General features: G+C 61.0%; 16 protein-coding genes. 3 read left to right on the forward strand and 13 right to left on the reverse strand.

From position 1 onward, the window contains the following. The first annotated feature begins 56 nt into the window (after nt 1-56). Nucleotides 57-1,736, forward strand: a complete 1,680-nt coding sequence (locus EPK82_RS21220; RefSeq protein WP_037047565.1) for a DEAD/DEAH box helicase — start codon at nt 57-59, stop codon at nt 1,734-1,736. A 93-nt stretch (nt 1,737-1,829) separates the two neighbouring features. Here EPK82_RS21220 and EPK82_RS21225 read toward each other — a convergent pair whose 3' ends face one another. The 3 genes from EPK82_RS21225 to EPK82_RS21235 form a co-directional block, all read right to left on the reverse strand. Then, complete coding sequence (locus EPK82_RS21225; RefSeq protein ID WP_134677920.1) at nt 1,830-2,231, reverse strand: transcriptional regulator; 402 nt, start codon at nt 2,229-2,231, stop codon at nt 1,830-1,832. A 133-nt stretch (nt 2,232-2,364) separates the two neighbouring features. Further along, nucleotides 2,365-2,862 carry a DUF934 domain-containing protein gene (locus EPK82_RS21230; protein WP_047585640.1) on the reverse strand — a complete coding sequence of 166 codons (498 nt, stop codon included), beginning with the start codon at nt 2,860-2,862 and terminating at the stop codon, nt 2,365-2,367. Next, a complete protein-coding gene (locus EPK82_RS21235) occupies nt 2,846-4,504 on the reverse strand; it encodes a nitrite/sulfite reductase (RefSeq protein WP_134677921.1) in 1,659 nt (552 codons plus the stop codon). Before EPK82_RS21235 ends, EPK82_RS21230 begins: the two co-directional genes overlap by 17 nt. A 448-nt stretch (nt 4,505-4,952) precedes the next feature. On the opposite strand from EPK82_RS21235, the gene EPK82_RS21240 reads away from it, so the two are divergent. Continuing rightward, on the forward strand, nt 4,953-5,999 hold the full coding sequence (locus tag EPK82_RS21240) for an ABC transporter substrate-binding protein (RefSeq protein WP_244230075.1): 1,047 nt from the start codon (nt 4,953-4,955) through the stop codon (nt 5,997-5,999). Here EPK82_RS21240 and EPK82_RS21245 read toward each other — a convergent pair whose 3' ends face one another. Further along, nucleotides 6,000-6,227 (reverse strand): DUF2970 domain-containing protein, encoded by a 228-nt coding sequence (locus EPK82_RS21245; RefSeq protein WP_134677922.1) that lies wholly within the window; start codon nt 6,225-6,227, stop codon nt 6,000-6,002. Between the two features lie 118 nt (nt 6,228-6,345). Here EPK82_RS21245 and EPK82_RS21250 point away from each other — a divergent pair, with 118 nt between their 5' ends. Further along, complete coding sequence (locus tag EPK82_RS21250; RefSeq protein WP_134677923.1) at nt 6,346-7,173, forward strand: AraC family transcriptional regulator; 828 nt, start codon at nt 6,346-6,348, stop codon at nt 7,171-7,173. 469 nt (nt 7,174-7,642) lie between these two features. Here the strand turns inward: EPK82_RS21250 and EPK82_RS21255 are convergent, their stop codons facing one another. The 9 genes from EPK82_RS21255 to EPK82_RS21295 all read right to left on the reverse strand — a co-directional run bounded on the left by EPK82_RS21255 (nt 7,643) and on the right by EPK82_RS21295 (nt 15,208). Then, the gene (locus EPK82_RS21255) at nt 7,643-8,608 is read right to left on the reverse strand and encodes a tetratricopeptide repeat protein (RefSeq protein WP_134677924.1); all 966 of its coding nucleotides are present in this window, start codon (nt 8,606-8,608) and stop codon (nt 7,643-7,645) included. Continuing rightward, the gene (locus EPK82_RS21260; RefSeq protein WP_134677925.1) at nt 8,601-9,446 is read right to left on the reverse strand and encodes a hypothetical protein; all 846 of its coding nucleotides are present in this window, start codon (nt 9,444-9,446) and stop codon (nt 8,601-8,603) included. Before EPK82_RS21260 ends, EPK82_RS21255 begins: the two co-directional genes overlap by 8 nt. Continuing rightward, entirely contained in the window at nt 9,389-10,261 is an 873-nt protein-coding gene (locus EPK82_RS21265) for a hypothetical protein (protein WP_134677926.1), read from the reverse strand. Before EPK82_RS21265 ends, EPK82_RS21260 begins: the two co-directional genes overlap by 58 nt. Next, nucleotides 10,203-10,982, reverse strand: coding sequence for a hypothetical protein (locus EPK82_RS21270; RefSeq protein ID WP_134677927.1), 780 nt, complete (start codon nt 10,980-10,982; stop codon nt 10,203-10,205). Before EPK82_RS21270 ends, EPK82_RS21265 begins: the two co-directional genes overlap by 59 nt. 173 nt (nt 10,983-11,155) lie before the next feature. Continuing rightward, a complete protein-coding gene (locus tag EPK82_RS21275) occupies nt 11,156-12,961 on the reverse strand; it encodes a DUF2235 domain-containing protein (protein WP_244230073.1) in 1,806 nt (601 codons plus the stop codon). Beyond that, nucleotides 12,958-13,446 (reverse strand): DUF3304 domain-containing protein, encoded by a 489-nt coding sequence (locus EPK82_RS21280; protein WP_134677928.1) that lies wholly within the window; start codon nt 13,444-13,446, stop codon nt 12,958-12,960. Before EPK82_RS21280 ends, EPK82_RS21275 begins: the two co-directional genes overlap by 4 nt. Further along, a complete protein-coding gene (locus EPK82_RS21285) occupies nt 13,433-13,930 on the reverse strand; it encodes a DUF3304 domain-containing protein (RefSeq protein WP_134677929.1) in 498 nt (165 codons plus the stop codon). The genes EPK82_RS21280 and EPK82_RS21285 overlap by 14 nt, the downstream gene beginning before the upstream one ends. Further along, a complete protein-coding gene (locus EPK82_RS21290) occupies nt 13,917-14,369 on the reverse strand; it encodes a DUF3304 domain-containing protein (RefSeq protein ID WP_134677930.1) in 453 nt (150 codons plus the stop codon). Before EPK82_RS21290 ends, EPK82_RS21285 begins: the two co-directional genes overlap by 14 nt. Next, nucleotides 14,366-15,208 (reverse strand): DUF4123 domain-containing protein, encoded by an 843-nt coding sequence (locus EPK82_RS21295; RefSeq protein WP_134677931.1) that lies wholly within the window; start codon nt 15,206-15,208, stop codon nt 14,366-14,368. The genes EPK82_RS21290 and EPK82_RS21295 overlap by 4 nt, the downstream gene beginning before the upstream one ends. Nucleotides 15,209-15,397: the final 189 nt, after the last annotated feature.

Below are 15,397 nucleotides of genomic sequence, written 5' to 3' on the forward strand. Positions count from 1 at the left end.
CACGGCATGCGCAGCTTTGGAACATGGGTCTTTGCGGATGCACTTGAGGCAGACCCATGACCCAGGAAACCGGCGGCTTCGCCGCGCTCGGACTTCATCCCCATATTCTCGCCGCTCTGACCGCCGTCGGTTACGAAGAGCCTTCGCCGATCCAGGCGCAGGCCATTCCGGTGATCCTTGCGGGCCACGACATGATCGGCCAGGCGCAGACCGGTACCGGCAAGACGGCCGCATTCGCACTGCCGCTGCTGTCCAAGATCGACCCGGCCAAGCGTGAGCCGCAGGTGCTGATCCTGGCGCCGACCCGCGAGCTGGCCCTGCAGGTGGCCACCGCCTTCGAAACCTACTCCAAGCAGATGCCGGGCGTGAACGTCGTCGCCGTCTACGGTGGCGCGCCGATGGGCCCGCAGCTCAAGGCCATTCGCCAGGGCGCGCAGGTCATCGTCGCCACCCCGGGCCGTCTGGTCGACCACCTGCGTCGTGACGAGAAAGTGCTGTCCACCATTCAGCACCTGGTCCTCGACGAAGCCGACGAGATGCTCAAGCTGGGCTTCATGGACGATCTGGAGATCATCTTCGAAGCCATGCCGGAAAGCCGCCAGAGCGTACTGTTCTCCGCCACGCTGCCGCACTCGATCCGCGCCATCGCCGAGAAGCACCTGCGCGAGCCGCAGCACATCAAGATCGCGGCCAAGACCCAGACCGTCTCGCGTATCGAGCAGGCGCACCTGATGATCCACGCCGATCAGAAGACCAACGCCGTGCTGCGCCTGCTGGAGGTCGAAGAATTCGACGCGCTGATCGCCTTCGTGCGTACCAAGCAGGCCACCCTGGACCTGGCCGCAGCGCTGGAAGCCAAGGGTTTCAAGGCCGCTGCACTGAACGGCGATATCGCCCAGGCACAGCGTGAGCGCGTGATCGACTCGCTCAAGGACGGTCGCCTGGACATCGTCGTCGCCACCGACGTGGCGGCGCGTGGTATCGACGTACCGCGCATCACCCACGTGTTCAACGTCGATATGCCGTACGACCCGGAATCCTACGTGCACCGCATCGGCCGTACCGGCCGTGCTGGCCGCGATGGCCGTGCGCTGCTGCTGGTCACGCCGCGCGAGCGCCGCATGCTGCAGGTGATCGAGCGTGTCACCGGGCAGAAGGTCGGCGAGGTCAAGCTGCCCAACCCGCAGCAGGTGCTGGATGCCCGCATCAAGAAGCTGACCGCCAGCCTGGCTCCGCTGGTTGCCGATGCCGAGGCCAGCCATGGCGATCTGCTCGACCGCCTGACCGCCGATATCGGCTGCAGCCCGCGTGCCCTGGCGGCCGCGCTGCTGAAGAAGGCTACCAATGGCCAGGCCTTGGATCTGGCCAGTGTCGAGCGTGAACAGCCGCTGGTGCCGGGTGTGGGCGCACCGCGCGAGCGCCGTGAGCGCGATACCGATCGCGGTGGCGAGCGTGGCGAATACCGCGAGCGTCGTGCGCCGATGCCGCTGGCCGAGGGTCGCGTGCGTTGCCGTACCGCACTGGGCAACCGTGACGGCATCGCCGCCAAGAACCTGCTGGGCGCGATCCTCAACGAGGGCGGTCTGGCCCGTGAAGCCATCGGCCGTATCCAGATCCGCGAAACCTTCAGCCTGGTCGAACTGCCGGAAGAGGGCCTGGATCGCCTGCTCGGCAAGCTCAAGGACACCCGCGTGGCCGGCAAGGCGCTGAAGCTGCGTCGCTACCGCGAGGACTGATTCGGGACGGGCTTGCCGCCCGGTTTCGAGCGCCATGAAACGCCGCATCCCATTCCGGGATGCGGCGTTTTCGTTTGTGTACCTCGGGTCGTCCTAGCGGCGGGCGGTTTCGCCGCGTGTGGCCTTGGTGGCGAGGCGTTCGAAGACCTCGGGGGTGAACGCGGCTTCACCGGCTTCGTCGAGTACTTCTCGCGGATGCTCGCTGCCGGGAATGCTGCTGTCGAGCATGCTCAGCAGCTGTGTGCCGCGCCCGGTCAGGACGAAGTTCTCGCCATTGCCGCCTTCGCTCTCCGGACGCGGCTCGATGAAGCCGTTTTCCAGCAGACGCGCTTCGTAGCGGGTCGCCTGGGCGCGCAGGTGGTCAAGGCCGACTGTTGCAGCCAGGCCCTGCTCATCGGCCAGGTCTTGTGCGTACTGGCGCGGGGCGAAGGGTTTGCCGGCGCAGTTCTGCGCCTCATGCAGCAGGCGTTCGACCAGATCCCAATTGTGCGTCATGGCAGTGTCTCCTCAAGCGATGGGCTCAATGAGTCCGACTGCGCGGGGAGGTGACGGTTCGAATGGATTGCACAGGCGGTAGCCCGGAAACGAAAACGCCCCGAACCAGTCGGGGCGTTTTTCGTCGGTGCGCTCAGGCGCGGCGGCGGAACAGCGGCTGCGGCTGGTCGGCCGAGGCCTGATAGACCTCGCTGTAGTCCTCGAAGGCTTTCAGCGCATCGACCGGGTCCTTGTCGGCACGCAGGGCGAAGGCATCGAAGCCGACGCGGCGCAGGGCGAACAGCTGGTCGCGGAGGATGTCGCCGATGGCACGCACTTCACCCTTGTAGCCATAGCGGGTGCGCAGCAGGTAAGCGGTGGAGGAGTGGCGGCCGTCGGTGAAGGCGGGGAAGTTCAGGGCGATGACCTGGAAGTGCGCCAGGTCGTCGGCGATCTCTTCGATTTCCTCGCCGGCCTCCAGCCACACGCCCAGGCCGCCATCGCGGGCTTTCAGCGCATGACCATGCTCGACCCACAGCGCCAGCGGCACGATGACGTCGTCGCAATTGGGGATGGCATCCAGGGTCACGTCCTTGGCCAGCAGGTGCCAGGTCTCGTCGATGACCTGGTCGTTCTTAATGATTCGCTGCATAGACGCGCTCCTTGAACGGGTCGATACCGATGCGGCGGTAGGTATCGAGGAAGCTTTCTTCTTCGGTGCGTTGCTCGACGTAGACCTTGATGATCTTGTCGACCACGTCCGGCATGTCGTCCTGGGCGAAGGACGGGCCGAGAATCTGCGCCAGGCTGGCATCACGGCCGGCGTTGCCGCCGAGCGACACCTGGTAGAACTCCTGGCCTTTCTTGTCCACGCCGAGAATGCCGATATGGCCGACATGGTGGTGACCACAGGCGTTCATGCAACCGGAGATGTTCAGGTCGATGTCGCCGATGTCGAACAGGTAGTCGAGATCGTCGAAGCGGCGCTGGATGGCTTCGGCCACCGGGATCGACTTGGCGTTGGCCAGCGAGCAGAAATCGCCGCCGGGGCAGCAGATGATGTCGGTCAGCAGACCCACGTTCGGCGTGGCGAAACCCTGTTCACGCAGCTCGCCCCACAGGGTGAACAGCTGACGCTGTTCGACGTCGGCAAGGATGATGTTCTGGTTGTGGCTGTTGCGCACTTCACCGAAGCAGTAGCGATCGGCCAGGTCGGCGATGGCGTCGAGCTGCTTGTCGGTGACGTCGCCCGGCGCCACGCCGGTGGGCTTGAGCGACAGGGTCACGGCCACGTAGCCCGGCTTCTTGTGGGCGAAGGTGTTGCGCTGGCGCCAGCGGGCGAAACCGGGGTGTTCGGCATCTTGCTGGGCGAGCAGGGCGTCTTCGTCCTGCAGGGCCTGATAGGCCGGGTCGACGAAGTGCGCGGCAACGCGTGCGACTTCGGCGTCGGTCAGCGTCATCGGGCCATCCTTCAGGTGCGCCCACTCGGCGTCGACGCGCTCGGCGAAGACTTCGGGGGTCAGCGCCTTGACCAGGATCTTGATGCGCGCCTTGTACTTGTTGTCACGACGGCCATAGCGGTTGTACACGCGCAGGATGGCATCGAGATAGGAAATCAGGTGTTGCCACGGCAGGAACTCGTTGATGAAGCTGCCGACGATCGGGGTACGGCCCAGGCCGCCGCCGACGGATACACGGAAGCCCAGCTCGCCGTCGTCGTTCCTCACCGCTTCCAGGCCGATGTCGTGCACTTCGATGGCCGCGCGGTCGCTGACGGCACCGTTGACGGCGATCTTGAACTTGCGCGGCAGGTGGCTGAACTCGGGGTGGAAGGTCGACCACTGACGGATGATCTCGCACCAGGGGCGCGGATCGACCACTTCATCCTTGGCCACGCCGGCGAACTGGTCGGTGGTGGTGTTGCGGATGCAGTTGCCGCTGGTCTGGATCGCGTGCATCTGCACGGTGGCCAGCTCGGCAAGGATCTCCGGTACGTCTTCCAGCTCCGGCCAGTTGTACTGCACGTTCTGCCGGGTACTGATGTGCGCGTAACCCTTGTCGTAGTCGCGGGCGATGCGCGCCAGTACGCGAACCTGGGCAGACGACAGCAGGCCGTAAGGCACCGCGACACGCAGCATGGGCGCGAAACGCTGGATATACAGGCCATTCTGCAGGCGCAGCGGGCGGAATTCCTCGCCGCTCAGCTCTCCGGCGAGGTAGCGGCGGGTTTGATCGCGGAACTGCTTGACGCGATCCTCGACGATCTGTTGATCGTACTGGTCATATACGTACATGAAGGGTCCTGTTTTCAGGCTACTTACTGCCAATCAGCGCGCACGGCCGCGCACTCCCCGAGGAGCCGGGGCACGATACCAGCTCAGGTTTATGCGTAAAAGTGATGTTTGAATATATAAACCTGACTTTAAGGAATAAGACGAGCCCAGAGCATAACCAGAAGGTTTGAGCGAACCGCAAGGCTGGTCTTAAATGCACTGTGCGGTACCCACAAGCACAAGAAGAGGGGGAGCCATGAGCGAGCACAGCGAAGTCGAGAATGCCGACAGCGTCATCGATGCCTGGGCAATCTTCAGCCTGATCCTGATCGCGGTCGGTACAGCGATCTTCTGGGTCAGCGGACAGTAAGGATCGGGGCCGACACGCATCAGCGGTCGGCCTTTTGCCACTGGAGCCCTATACTGCGCCCCGATGTTTTTCCGGAGACGCGCTGTGATCAAGTGGATGATGGGGCTATGGCTGGTGCTGTGCGGCGTGCAGGCGCTGGCGCAGGTGCGAGCGCCCTCCGTCGTGTTCCTCAATCCGGGGCATTCCGATGAGCCGTTCTGGCGCGAGTATTCCCGCTACATGCAGGATGCTGCGCACGACCTCGGCCTCGAGCTGAGAGTGCTCTACGGTGAGCGCGACCCGGCGCGCATGCTGGGCAACGCTCATGAAGTCCTGCGGGGGGATCACCCCGATTACCTGATCTTCACCAACGAACAGTTCCAGGCCCCCGCGCTGTTGCGCCTGCTCGAAGGCAGCGATATCCAGCTGTTCGCCCTGCACAGCACCCTGACTCCGGAGCAGCAGGCGCTGGTCGGCGGCAGCCGCGAGCGCCACGGCAACTGGCTGGGGAGCCTGGTGCCCAATGACGAGGAAGCGGGTTACCTGATGGGGCGGGAGCTGATCGCCCTGAGCGAGGGGCGGCCGGCCGAGTTGCTGGCCTTTTCCGGGGTCAAGCAGACGCCGTCTTCCGAGTTGCGCCTGGCCGGGCTGCATCGCGCACTGGCCGAGGCGCCGCACGTGCGCCTGGTGCAGGCCGTGCATGGTGAATGGCAACAGCAGCGCGCCTACGAGCAGGCGGCCAGCCTGCTGCCTCGTTATCCTGACGTGAGCCTGATCTGGGCCGCCAACGATGAAATGGCCTTCGGCGTCATGCGCGCAGCCGGAGAGCTGGGCAGGGCACTGCGCTATGCCGCCCTGAACAACTCCGAGCGGGCGCTGCAGGCGCGCATCGATGGTCGGATCGAGGTGCTGGCGGCAGGGCACTTTCTTCTTGGCGCCTGCGCGCTGGTGATGCTCAACGATCACGCCAGGGGCTTCGACTTCATCGAGCGTGGTGGCAAGGACCAGGTGGCGCATCTGCTGCGGCTGATCGACCGGGCGCAGGCGCGGACGCTGCTCGAGCGCCTGTCTCGCGCCGAGATCGGCATGGATTTCCGGCGCTTCAGCAGCGAGCTGCAGCCGAAACAGCAGCGCTACGACTGTTCGGTTGCCCGCCTGCTGGACTGATCAGCCGACTGCCAGGTGCAGGATCAGCTTCACTGTCGCCAGCAGGATGACGACGAACAGTACGGTGAACAGCACGCCCAGCATGATGAAGTGGCCGGGCTTGCCACGGCTGAAGTCGCGGCTGCGGTTCTTGCCGCTCTGCACGCCGAGCGCGGCAGCCAGCACGCTCTGCAACATTTCCCGAAACGTCAGCGGTGCCTGTTCGGGGTCTTTCTCCTGATCGTTCATGGTCAGCCTCTCCGTCGCTGCAGCAAGCATAGTCCGCTGCTGGCGAATCGGCACACCGGCCTAGGCTGACTCGAGCGAATCAGGCAATCTGACAGGGCGCCGATAACCGATACCGACCATGCCCGAGAACCTCTTCCCCGACGATGCCGCGCAGACCGAGCGCACCCGCGAGACCATCCTGCGCTACCACCTGAGCTGGAAGCACCGTGACCTCGAGGCGGTGATGGCCCTGTACCACCCGGACATCGAATACAACGACTTCTATCAGCAGCGCTGCATGCGCCTGGCGGACCTGCGTGAATACGTGGAAAACAACCTGCCGCGCCGTCCGGGCGAGCTGCTGGAGCATGTCGATCGCATCCGTATCGACGGCCATACCGCGTTCATTCAGTACTGCACCAGCTTGCAGGGTGGGGAAGGGCTGGTGTCATTCCGCACGGGCGAGGCCATTACCGTGCGCGACGGCCTGATCTGGCGCATCAACGAATACGCGACCCTGGTGCGTGAGGCGCGCGGGGCGGGTGAGGGTGGTGCTTCACGGCCCGCGATCAGTCGCCTGGGCCTGTCGACTCGTCAGCTCGGGCAACTGGCGCAGGACCTGCAGGAGTACTTCCAGAGCAGCCAGCCGTTTCTCGACCCCGAGCTGGACCTGCAACAGGTGGCGGCCGCCACCGGCTATAGCCGCAACCAGATTTCCCATTTGCTCAACCAGGTGCTCGGCGAAAGCTTCTACCGCTACGTCAACCGCGCCCGCCTGCAATACCTGCTCGACGGGTTGCAGACCGGCAGCGACCTCAAACGCATCGACGAACTGGCCTTTGCGGCGGGCTTCAACTCGCTGTCGGCGTTCTACACCTGCTTCAAGCGGCATACCGGGCTGTCGCCGAAAGCCTATCTGCGAAGCCGTCTGGATGATGCTGCAGTGCAATCCGCCGGTTCAAGCTAGGCGCGGTGAGTAGGGCGAGAGGCGGTTGCTGATTTCCTTTTGGCTTCCGTCGTTCTCGAATAGGTAGTGTGCATCGGTATCCAATGTTTCGCAGCCTTCTCCAGCCATGCCAAGCTTTTTTCGGTGAGGTGCAAAACACGGATGTTTCCGTGTCACCTTATCCTATAGGTAGAGCATGACGAAAAGCCCCCTTGCTTAACTGTCGCCGCGCACGATTTTTACGCTTCGGGGGGCATGAATATATTGTTCAAACGGAGTGTTTTCCCCAAGCAGTACTGCGCTGTTTTATCACCTGCCTCCGCCGCAATATGCAAGGGATCAACCGCAGAAACTCCCATCTGCTGATTATAGAGTTCTAACCCTTGAGCCCTGGCGAATTCTTGCTCAAGCATGGCTGTACAAGAGCGCCACCGCAGACGACATGCGTGGCAAAGAAAATTAGACAGAGCCCCCCGTGTCGTTGCCAACGCTAATGCCCATACACAGGAACAAAGTAGGAAAGAGGCGGATGGGCCTTCGTCCATTCTTCTGCGAACACCTCTGCCTCTTTAATTTGCGCTAGCGTCATCCTTTTAGCCAGCTCCGGAAGATTTCTTCGTCCATCCTCAGGTGCAACTCCTCCACCTTGAAGCTGAGATAACAAATAGGTCAAGCCATAACCTGCAACTAAATTTTCTGGAAAGTCCAAGTCATTTGGGAAGTGTGCGATGTTAGATGCGTATGTACTGACTGCATCGATATAGCCCGCTTCAGCAGCCGTCTTTACCCAATGACGTATTTCCTTCTTGCTCCCGTCATTCTCGAATAGGTAGTTAGCATAGAGCATCATTCCCACAGGGTTACCGCCCTCAGCGGAAGCCCTGAAGTACCTTTCGACGGCCTTATTACGATTACCGGTCGTTAGGAACCAACCTCCTCCTGCTTTATAGAAGCTGCCCAAAAGTTGCTGTGCATCGGTATCCCCTGCATCTGCAGCTTTCTCCAGCCATGCCAAGCCTTCTTCTGCGTGGTACAAAACACGCATGGCTTCGGTATCGCCCTTTTCGGCTCGTTCATAGGCAAGACTCAGTGCTTTATCACGCCACGCAAGACCACCCTCCACACAAGTACCGAAGGTATGGCAGAGATCACCGCTATCCCCTAGGCGGAGCATGGCAAAAAGATCCCCCTGCTTAGCTGACGCCTCGTACCATCTGCGTGCCTCTGGGGTTGTATAGCGTTTGCTGAGACGAATCGCCTCTCCTAAATAGTACTGTGCAGTACTATCTCCAGCCTCGGCAGCAATTTTCAACAAAGGTTGTGAATCATACCAATCGCTTTGCTGATAAAGAGCAAGCCCCTTAGTTCTCGCAGCAGTTTGCTCAGGAGTAAGTTGTGCAAATACCGTACTAGACGCTAGCCAAAGAATCACTCCGACCGCAAAACACTTAATCAATGGTTGGCCCCTTGTAAGAAATTTTTATCGTTTCAGCCCCACCCAAAGCTGGACCGAAAGGCTCGGTACGATATTCGCAATAGCCAAACAACCGACCTCCAAGCCTCTCAACACGCTGAAGATACCTCGCGCGCATCTGGTTGTTGGCACCTACCAGCCCCGATACTTTTTCACTCATAAACGAATCCAGTCGTAGTCGATTTTCGCAGTATGCTTGCCCGGCATTAGGTGGCCTTGCCCCATCACGGTTCATGCGGATCACTGCATCCTCGAAACGTTGAGCAGCATCCGGTTGCGGCTCTATCCAGCCCAAGCAACGCTCGATGGCTTGCTGCTGTAACAGGTGCTCTTTGTCAGATAAGAAACCAGGGGCGCTACTCAACGCCATCAGTAGAGGCCCAAATGCATTGGGCTGAAGATTGATAACCCAGTTGCGCATCACTTCCTGGTTCTTATCCATCACAAGCGTATTTGCAATCCCTGCACCTCGCCCACCATCAGTCAGCTTGTCATACAGCTCCTTGGCAAAGGCGTAGCGACGCGCATAGATGAAGGGCACATCCATGGCAAGGGCACCGAATAAAGAGAGCATCCTCACGTAGGCCATGGCTTCTCCGTCGATCCATGCAGGATCTTCGTTATTGTTGGCCAGAAGCTCCTTGCGTATCAGCTCCAACAAGGCGACCACACTCTCGTAGCCCACTTCGAAGGTCATGTAGCCCTTGAAGCCGGCTCCCCAGACCAAGGAGCCCTGGATGGACAGAAGGAAACGCCCCTTGTTCAGTTGCAACCGCACCTTACCCGACACGCCCCCACCCACGGCGGCCACCAGTTCCATATCCAACTTGGCCAGGGTTCTCCAGCCATTGATGGGGATGCGGTTGGGCACCGGGGCTGGAGGCAGCGTACTGGGCGGCGGGCACCAATCGAGCTGGCCAGTGAGTTTGCACCCTGCTTGGGCACCGATGAACGATCGAACTTGGCCAAATCGCCCGTCTTCGTGGCACTGTCATACCCGGCGATACTGGTGAAACCCGTTTTCTGATCTAAGGTCAGGTCGCGGGCAAGCAGCAGACTGGCTCCGGCAAAGCCCCAGGCCTTGGCGCTCAGGCAAAGCGACAGCTTGCCGAAGTCGAACGTACGGGTGCTACCGTCGTAGGCCTTATAGCTAGGCGCTATGGGTTTGGCCTTGCTCCGATCCGGCAGCTCGAACTGAAACAAGCTGACCTCGCCACGCCACGCGGCAACATCTAGATGGGCCTTGGCTTGAAAGGCCTGGGGCCCCTTGTGCCATTGCGGTCCTTCAACCTTGAGCTCCGTTTGCATATTGCTTCCGGCGGGCAACAGGCAGCGTACAAGTTGAGCTTGCGGGCTGTTGTCGAACAGCATGAGATTCCGCAGCTGCCGATCTTCGAAGATCATCGCCTTAAGGGTCGCCCCCCAGCGCTGCCTTTTGTCCTCTGTTTTCAGGCTCTCGACCTCGAGCCCTTTGCTCTTCAGAACCGCGAAAAACTCATCTGGCAGAAACAGACCGTCCTCATCGAACCAGGGTCCCTTCTCCTTGATTGGATGTGCTCCCTCTAGCTTCAACCAATCACTGAAGGCGCGATCCTCGTCGGCTTGCTTGGCCAGGGATTTCGGTAACGCCTTCATTTCTTTGAGTATCTCGGGGATTCCGCTGGCTTTCTGTTTGGCCAGATCCTGGAGGCTGATAGCGCATGCCCTGATTGCCACCGACCACCAGTTGGTGGGGGCTGAGGGTGCCGGTCAGCATGGCCAGGGGGCTGTGGTAGATCACCTGCAACTGCCAGTGGCCCCCCTCCGGCTGTGCCGGCAGCTTGCCGCTCAGGCACAGGCCCATGCCCTGGTGGATGGGCAGCCACTGACTTTGCACAGCGGCCAGCCATTGGCGAGTGCAGTCAGTAGGCGTGCCAGCGGCGTTGATAGCCGCCAGACGCAGGTGTAGCTGGGTGCGGCTTGGGTCGGCGCCGGGCAGGTAGAGTTGCAGACTGTCGGTTTTGCTGCCGATGACGATACTGTGGTCGCTGCCGCCCGAGTGGCGGCTGGTCATGAGCCCTGTGGCTTGCAGCCGGGGCTTGAACAGCAGATCGATCAGGGTTTGCAGCTCGGCGCTGGCCTGTTCGGTGCTGTCATCCCAGCGCCGCGCATTGCCCCAGCAGCATTGTTCGAGGAACTGCTGCAGCTCGCTGTCCTTGAAGTAGTTCCAGGCCAGGTACAAGGCTTCGACGATCAGGATCAACCAGTTCACCGGCACGATACGCAGGCTGAACCATTTGATTGCCTCGCCAATTGTCCAGCGATTGGTCAGGGCCATATAGGTGGCGTAGCCACCCAAACCGGTCTGGGAGGCCATCAGGCCAAGTACGGCACCGTCGTGACCCAGGCGCGCCCAGTGGTTGCCGCTCCAGTAGGCATCTTCTTTATTCATTTCGACCGTAAGTTTGGCGAGGTCAGCGAAGGCCGCAGTGGTTCTACCCCATATCCTCGCCGCCTAGGCCAGCAACCTAGGGCGGCGAGCCGTCGCGATCACGAAGCCACATCGAACCCACGCAACGCAAAGAAGCGCTGCCCCTGAAATTGCTGTGCCGAGCGCTGCACAGTGCTGAAAACGAGGCGGTCATGGACGAAGTGCCCAAAGAGGCGGTGCATGTGCTCACTGACTTCCCTGGGGTTCTTGTTGAACCATTCCGACAGTAATACCAGCCAGATATCGGCTTGCTCCCGCGTGCCCGCTGCCCGCCACTCCTGCGTGGGATTTCTTAGTGCCAGGCGCATGTCATTGGCCTCTTCGTCGACCTCTTCCAGCCAGCCGAAGTCATCCCGTAGCTTGGCGCGCTCGTCGGTGATGGCTTGCAGGCGCTGTGTACGGTCATCACGTTGCGCTGCACTCTCGCGGGAGATGCCGAGCATGCCGCTCATGCTGCCGAGCTCGCTGGCATGCAGGTGGTCCTCCTCTTCTGCCAGTTGTCGCAGGCGTTCCTGGTAGGGCCTCCACAGCGCGGCCAGCCAGCGGATGTACAGGCGCATATGAGCGGCGAAGAGCAACTCCTGCGGGCGCATGGGGGCGACGGCATAGAAGGGCTGGACGCCCTTCAACTCGGCGATGCTGGCTTGCGCCTCGCGCTCGTAATGGCGGCTCAGTCCTTTGGCGCTGGCCTGCTCGAAGTGATCGTTGAAGATAAAGAGAGAGGCCAGCTTTCGATCTATCGTTGGCAGCTCATCGAGTGCAGGAAATGGCGCCCCCGCCCTGCGCGCGGCGCGATACATCTCATGCAGGCTCACCAGCGCCAGTTCGGCACTGGGCTTCTGCTCCCCGGCAAGCAGGCTGCCGCCGATATCCTCACTTACGCCGGGCATCCATTTCTCTCGCCAGTTGGCCTTGCTGCTGCCAAGCAGGCGAGCACGGCGGTAGAAGCGACGTTCATGGGCCGCCACCAGATGCAACGCCTGCTTGACGTGCTCGGGCAAGGGGCCGCCATCGTCCAGCACGGTGCGTACGGGCAAGGGCAGGTAAGGAAGGTCGACATGGCTGCGGTCGACGCCATCGAACAACCCAGCAAAGAGGATAGTCAGCGTCTTGCCCTGATAGCTGTAAGTGCCGTCGCCAGGCTGCGGCTCACGGCTTAGCAGCTCATGCAGGAAGGCGCGTGCCAACGTGGCGCCGTAATCGAAGCCATAGACGGTCAATTCGATCCGTTTGAGAAGGGGGCGACCGGTTTGTGCCTCGATCTTGCGTATTTCGTCACTGAGGAAATCAATAGCGCCCTCGATACGCGTATCAGCACCGGTCTTCAATAACTCGGCGACGAAGGGGTTATCACGCACAGGAGCCAATAGCTCGACGCTGGCATCGATTAAAGCCCCCTTGAGCAATTTCCCCGCCTTGACGGGCTTTTGCAGCAAGGCCTTGAGGTCTCGGCTGATGCGTTCCCACCAGTTGCGTCTGGCATCGAGGACGTCCTTGGCCGCTTCGATGGCTTGATCCTCGACCACACCGGCCGGTATATCGCTGGCCGTCGACTCGAAGCTGGTCAGGGCACTCGTCGCTGACAGGTTCAGGTCGGCGGAAAAGTCCTCGCCCAGGCCCGATGCGTAGAAGGCCCTATAGCTAAATTGGGCCCCATCTTCTTGCCTATCCGGGTGAGCAAGAAACAGCTTGCCAATATTGCTGACCCGCCCCGTTTGCATATCCTTGATGCGGTGCCGCCCGAAACCGTCGAAGAAAAAACCGACTCTCAAGGTGTGTTCACAGGGTGCGATATGCGAGCTGCGTTGCGCAGGGTTGCAGCGTGCTGACATGGCCGCAGCTTGTTCGGCAATGGTGTTGCTCATGGCGTACTACCTTCCTTGGGGGCTTCCTTGAGATTTTCATAAGGGCTGTCCAGATTGGGGCTCCAGAACAGACGAATCTGATCACCGGGAAAGAAGTGCACATGCAGGTACTTGTCTTGCCGGGTACGAGGCGGGCTGGACACTTGTCGGGTGATGGTTTCCTCACGCAGCCCAGCATCGTACTGAGCTTGGGTGGTGCTCTTGATCCATTGCACGGTCAGCACATCGCCTTCGATGCGTGTGCAGCACGTTGCCTTCCCTCCACCATAAGCAAATGCATTTCCACCCCAGGCTTCGTTGACGGCGTAGCTGAAGATGGGGCGGTCGGTGTGGTTGTGTACGTACAGAATGGCACCGGGCATACGGGTGTAAGCCCAGGCCACGTAGGCGAGCACTAGCACTACCGGCAGCAGCAGTTTGATCAGCGATCTGGCCGAGGCCGGCAAGGCACGCCAATGGCGGAGCCCTTTATCAATGGGATCCATTTGCAACCTCCTGTTCGGGTGCTTCCTTGAGGTTTTCGAAAGGACTGTCCAGATTGGGGCTCCAGAACAGACGAACCTGATCCCCCGGAAAGAAATGCACATGCAGGTACTTGTCTTGCCTGGTGCGGGGCGGGTTGGGCACTTGTTGGGTGATGGTCTCTTTTTCAACGCCTTGGCGAACCTGTTCCCCGGTGCGTCCCTTGATCCACTGCACGGTCAGCACATCGCCTTCGATACGGGTGCAGCATGTCGCCTTCCCTCCACCATAAGCAAATGCATTGCCGCCCCAGGCCTCATTGACGGCGTAGCTGAAGACAGGTCGATCCGTATGATTGTGTCCATACAAGATTGCGCCGGGCATACGGGTGTAAGCCCAGGCTACGTAGGCGAGCACTAGCGCTACCGGCAACAGCAGTTTGATCAGTGATCTGGCCGAGGTCGGCAAGGCCCGCCAACGGCGGAGCCCTTTATCAATGGGATCCATTTGCAACCTCCTGTTCGGGGGCTTCCTTGAGGTTTTCGTAAGGACTGTCCAGATTGGGGCTCCAGAACAGACGAACCTGATCCCCCGGAAAGAAATGCACATGCAGGTACTTGTCTTGCCGGGTGCGCGGTGGGTTGGGCACTTGCCGGGTGATGGTCTCCTTTTCAACGCCCTGGCGAACCTGTTCCCCGGTGCGTCCCTTGATCCATTGCACTGTCAGCACATCGCCTTCGATACGCGTGCAGCATACTGCCCCACCATTGCCACCCCAGGCCTCGTTAACGAAATAGCTGAAGACAGGGCGATCCGTATGGTTGTGTCCATACAGAATGGCTCCAGGCATTTGCTGGTAAGCCCAGGCCATATAAACCAGCAGTAACGCCCCCACTAGCAAAAAACCGATCAAGCTTTTGTGTGGCGATGATGGCGCCCACTTCATCCCTGTTCGTTCCGCTCGGCGAGCGCGTTGGCGAGGGCCAGCCCCTCATGCTCCACGCGCTGCAGCATCAATGGCCAATCGGGGCGCTGGCTTAACGATTGGCCACTCATCAGGCTGTAGAGCGCGTGGAAGGATTGATCCGACTGCTGGCTCAAGCCCGCCTCGCGCGCATGCGACAGTGCCTGGCTGACCTGGTTAAGGCGCTCGCCATGACAATCGCTGAGAAATACCTGCGGGGCATGCTGTTGCAACTCGGTCACCAGCGCCTGAGCATGCAGATCGACGCCCAGCGCCTCGACCAGCGCCTGGTCGAGTTCGATGGGCTGATAGGCAGGCACGCGACCTTGCGCCAGACCCTCGAAACGCTGCCAGCCCTGGGCGCTCGGTAGCCACCAGTGTTCGATAGGCCCGAACAGCCAGGCGTGCCAGGGTTGTTCCTGGCGCGCATGAAGGACGGGCAGTACATTGTGCGCATAGCTGCGTATCAGCAGCGTGTCGCCATCGATGTCGCGGCAGGCGAGGGCGTCGCCCAGATGTTGCTGCAACTGCAGCATGTCCAGGCGGCTGCTCAGCCAGCCATGCCGTGCAGTGGGTGCGAGCCGTTCGTATTGCTCTTGCAAGGCACTGAACGGTTGGCCGCTTAGCTCGACCATTGCCGGGCCTTCATAACGTAGATGCTCCATATCGGCCTGATGCAGCAATGGCCAGAGCCTGTGCTCGGCCAGAATAGCCTGGCGGGCATCGGAGGATAGCAGGCCAAGCTCCACCACCAGGGCCAGGCTATGGCCAGCGGCCAGCGCCTGCTCCCAGTCGTTTCGCGAGACGTCCAGTGCATTCATGCCGAGGCTCCTGCCAGCGTCGCGTTACCTTCGCGCATGGCTTTGCGCAGGCATTCGAGGCAGATACCCTTAGGGGGCGTCAATTTCCCCCTGGCTAGCGTGTGTTCGGGAGGCATGACTTTCTCCCCAGCTATAGCACGATCAAGCAAGTTGCCCGCTCGATCACTATCCGCCGCCCACGGAATCACC

Source organism: Ectopseudomonas khazarica (assembly GCF_004521985.1).
GTDB classification, from domain to species: Bacteria; Pseudomonadota; Gammaproteobacteria; order Pseudomonadales; family Pseudomonadaceae; genus Aquipseudomonas; species Aquipseudomonas khazarica.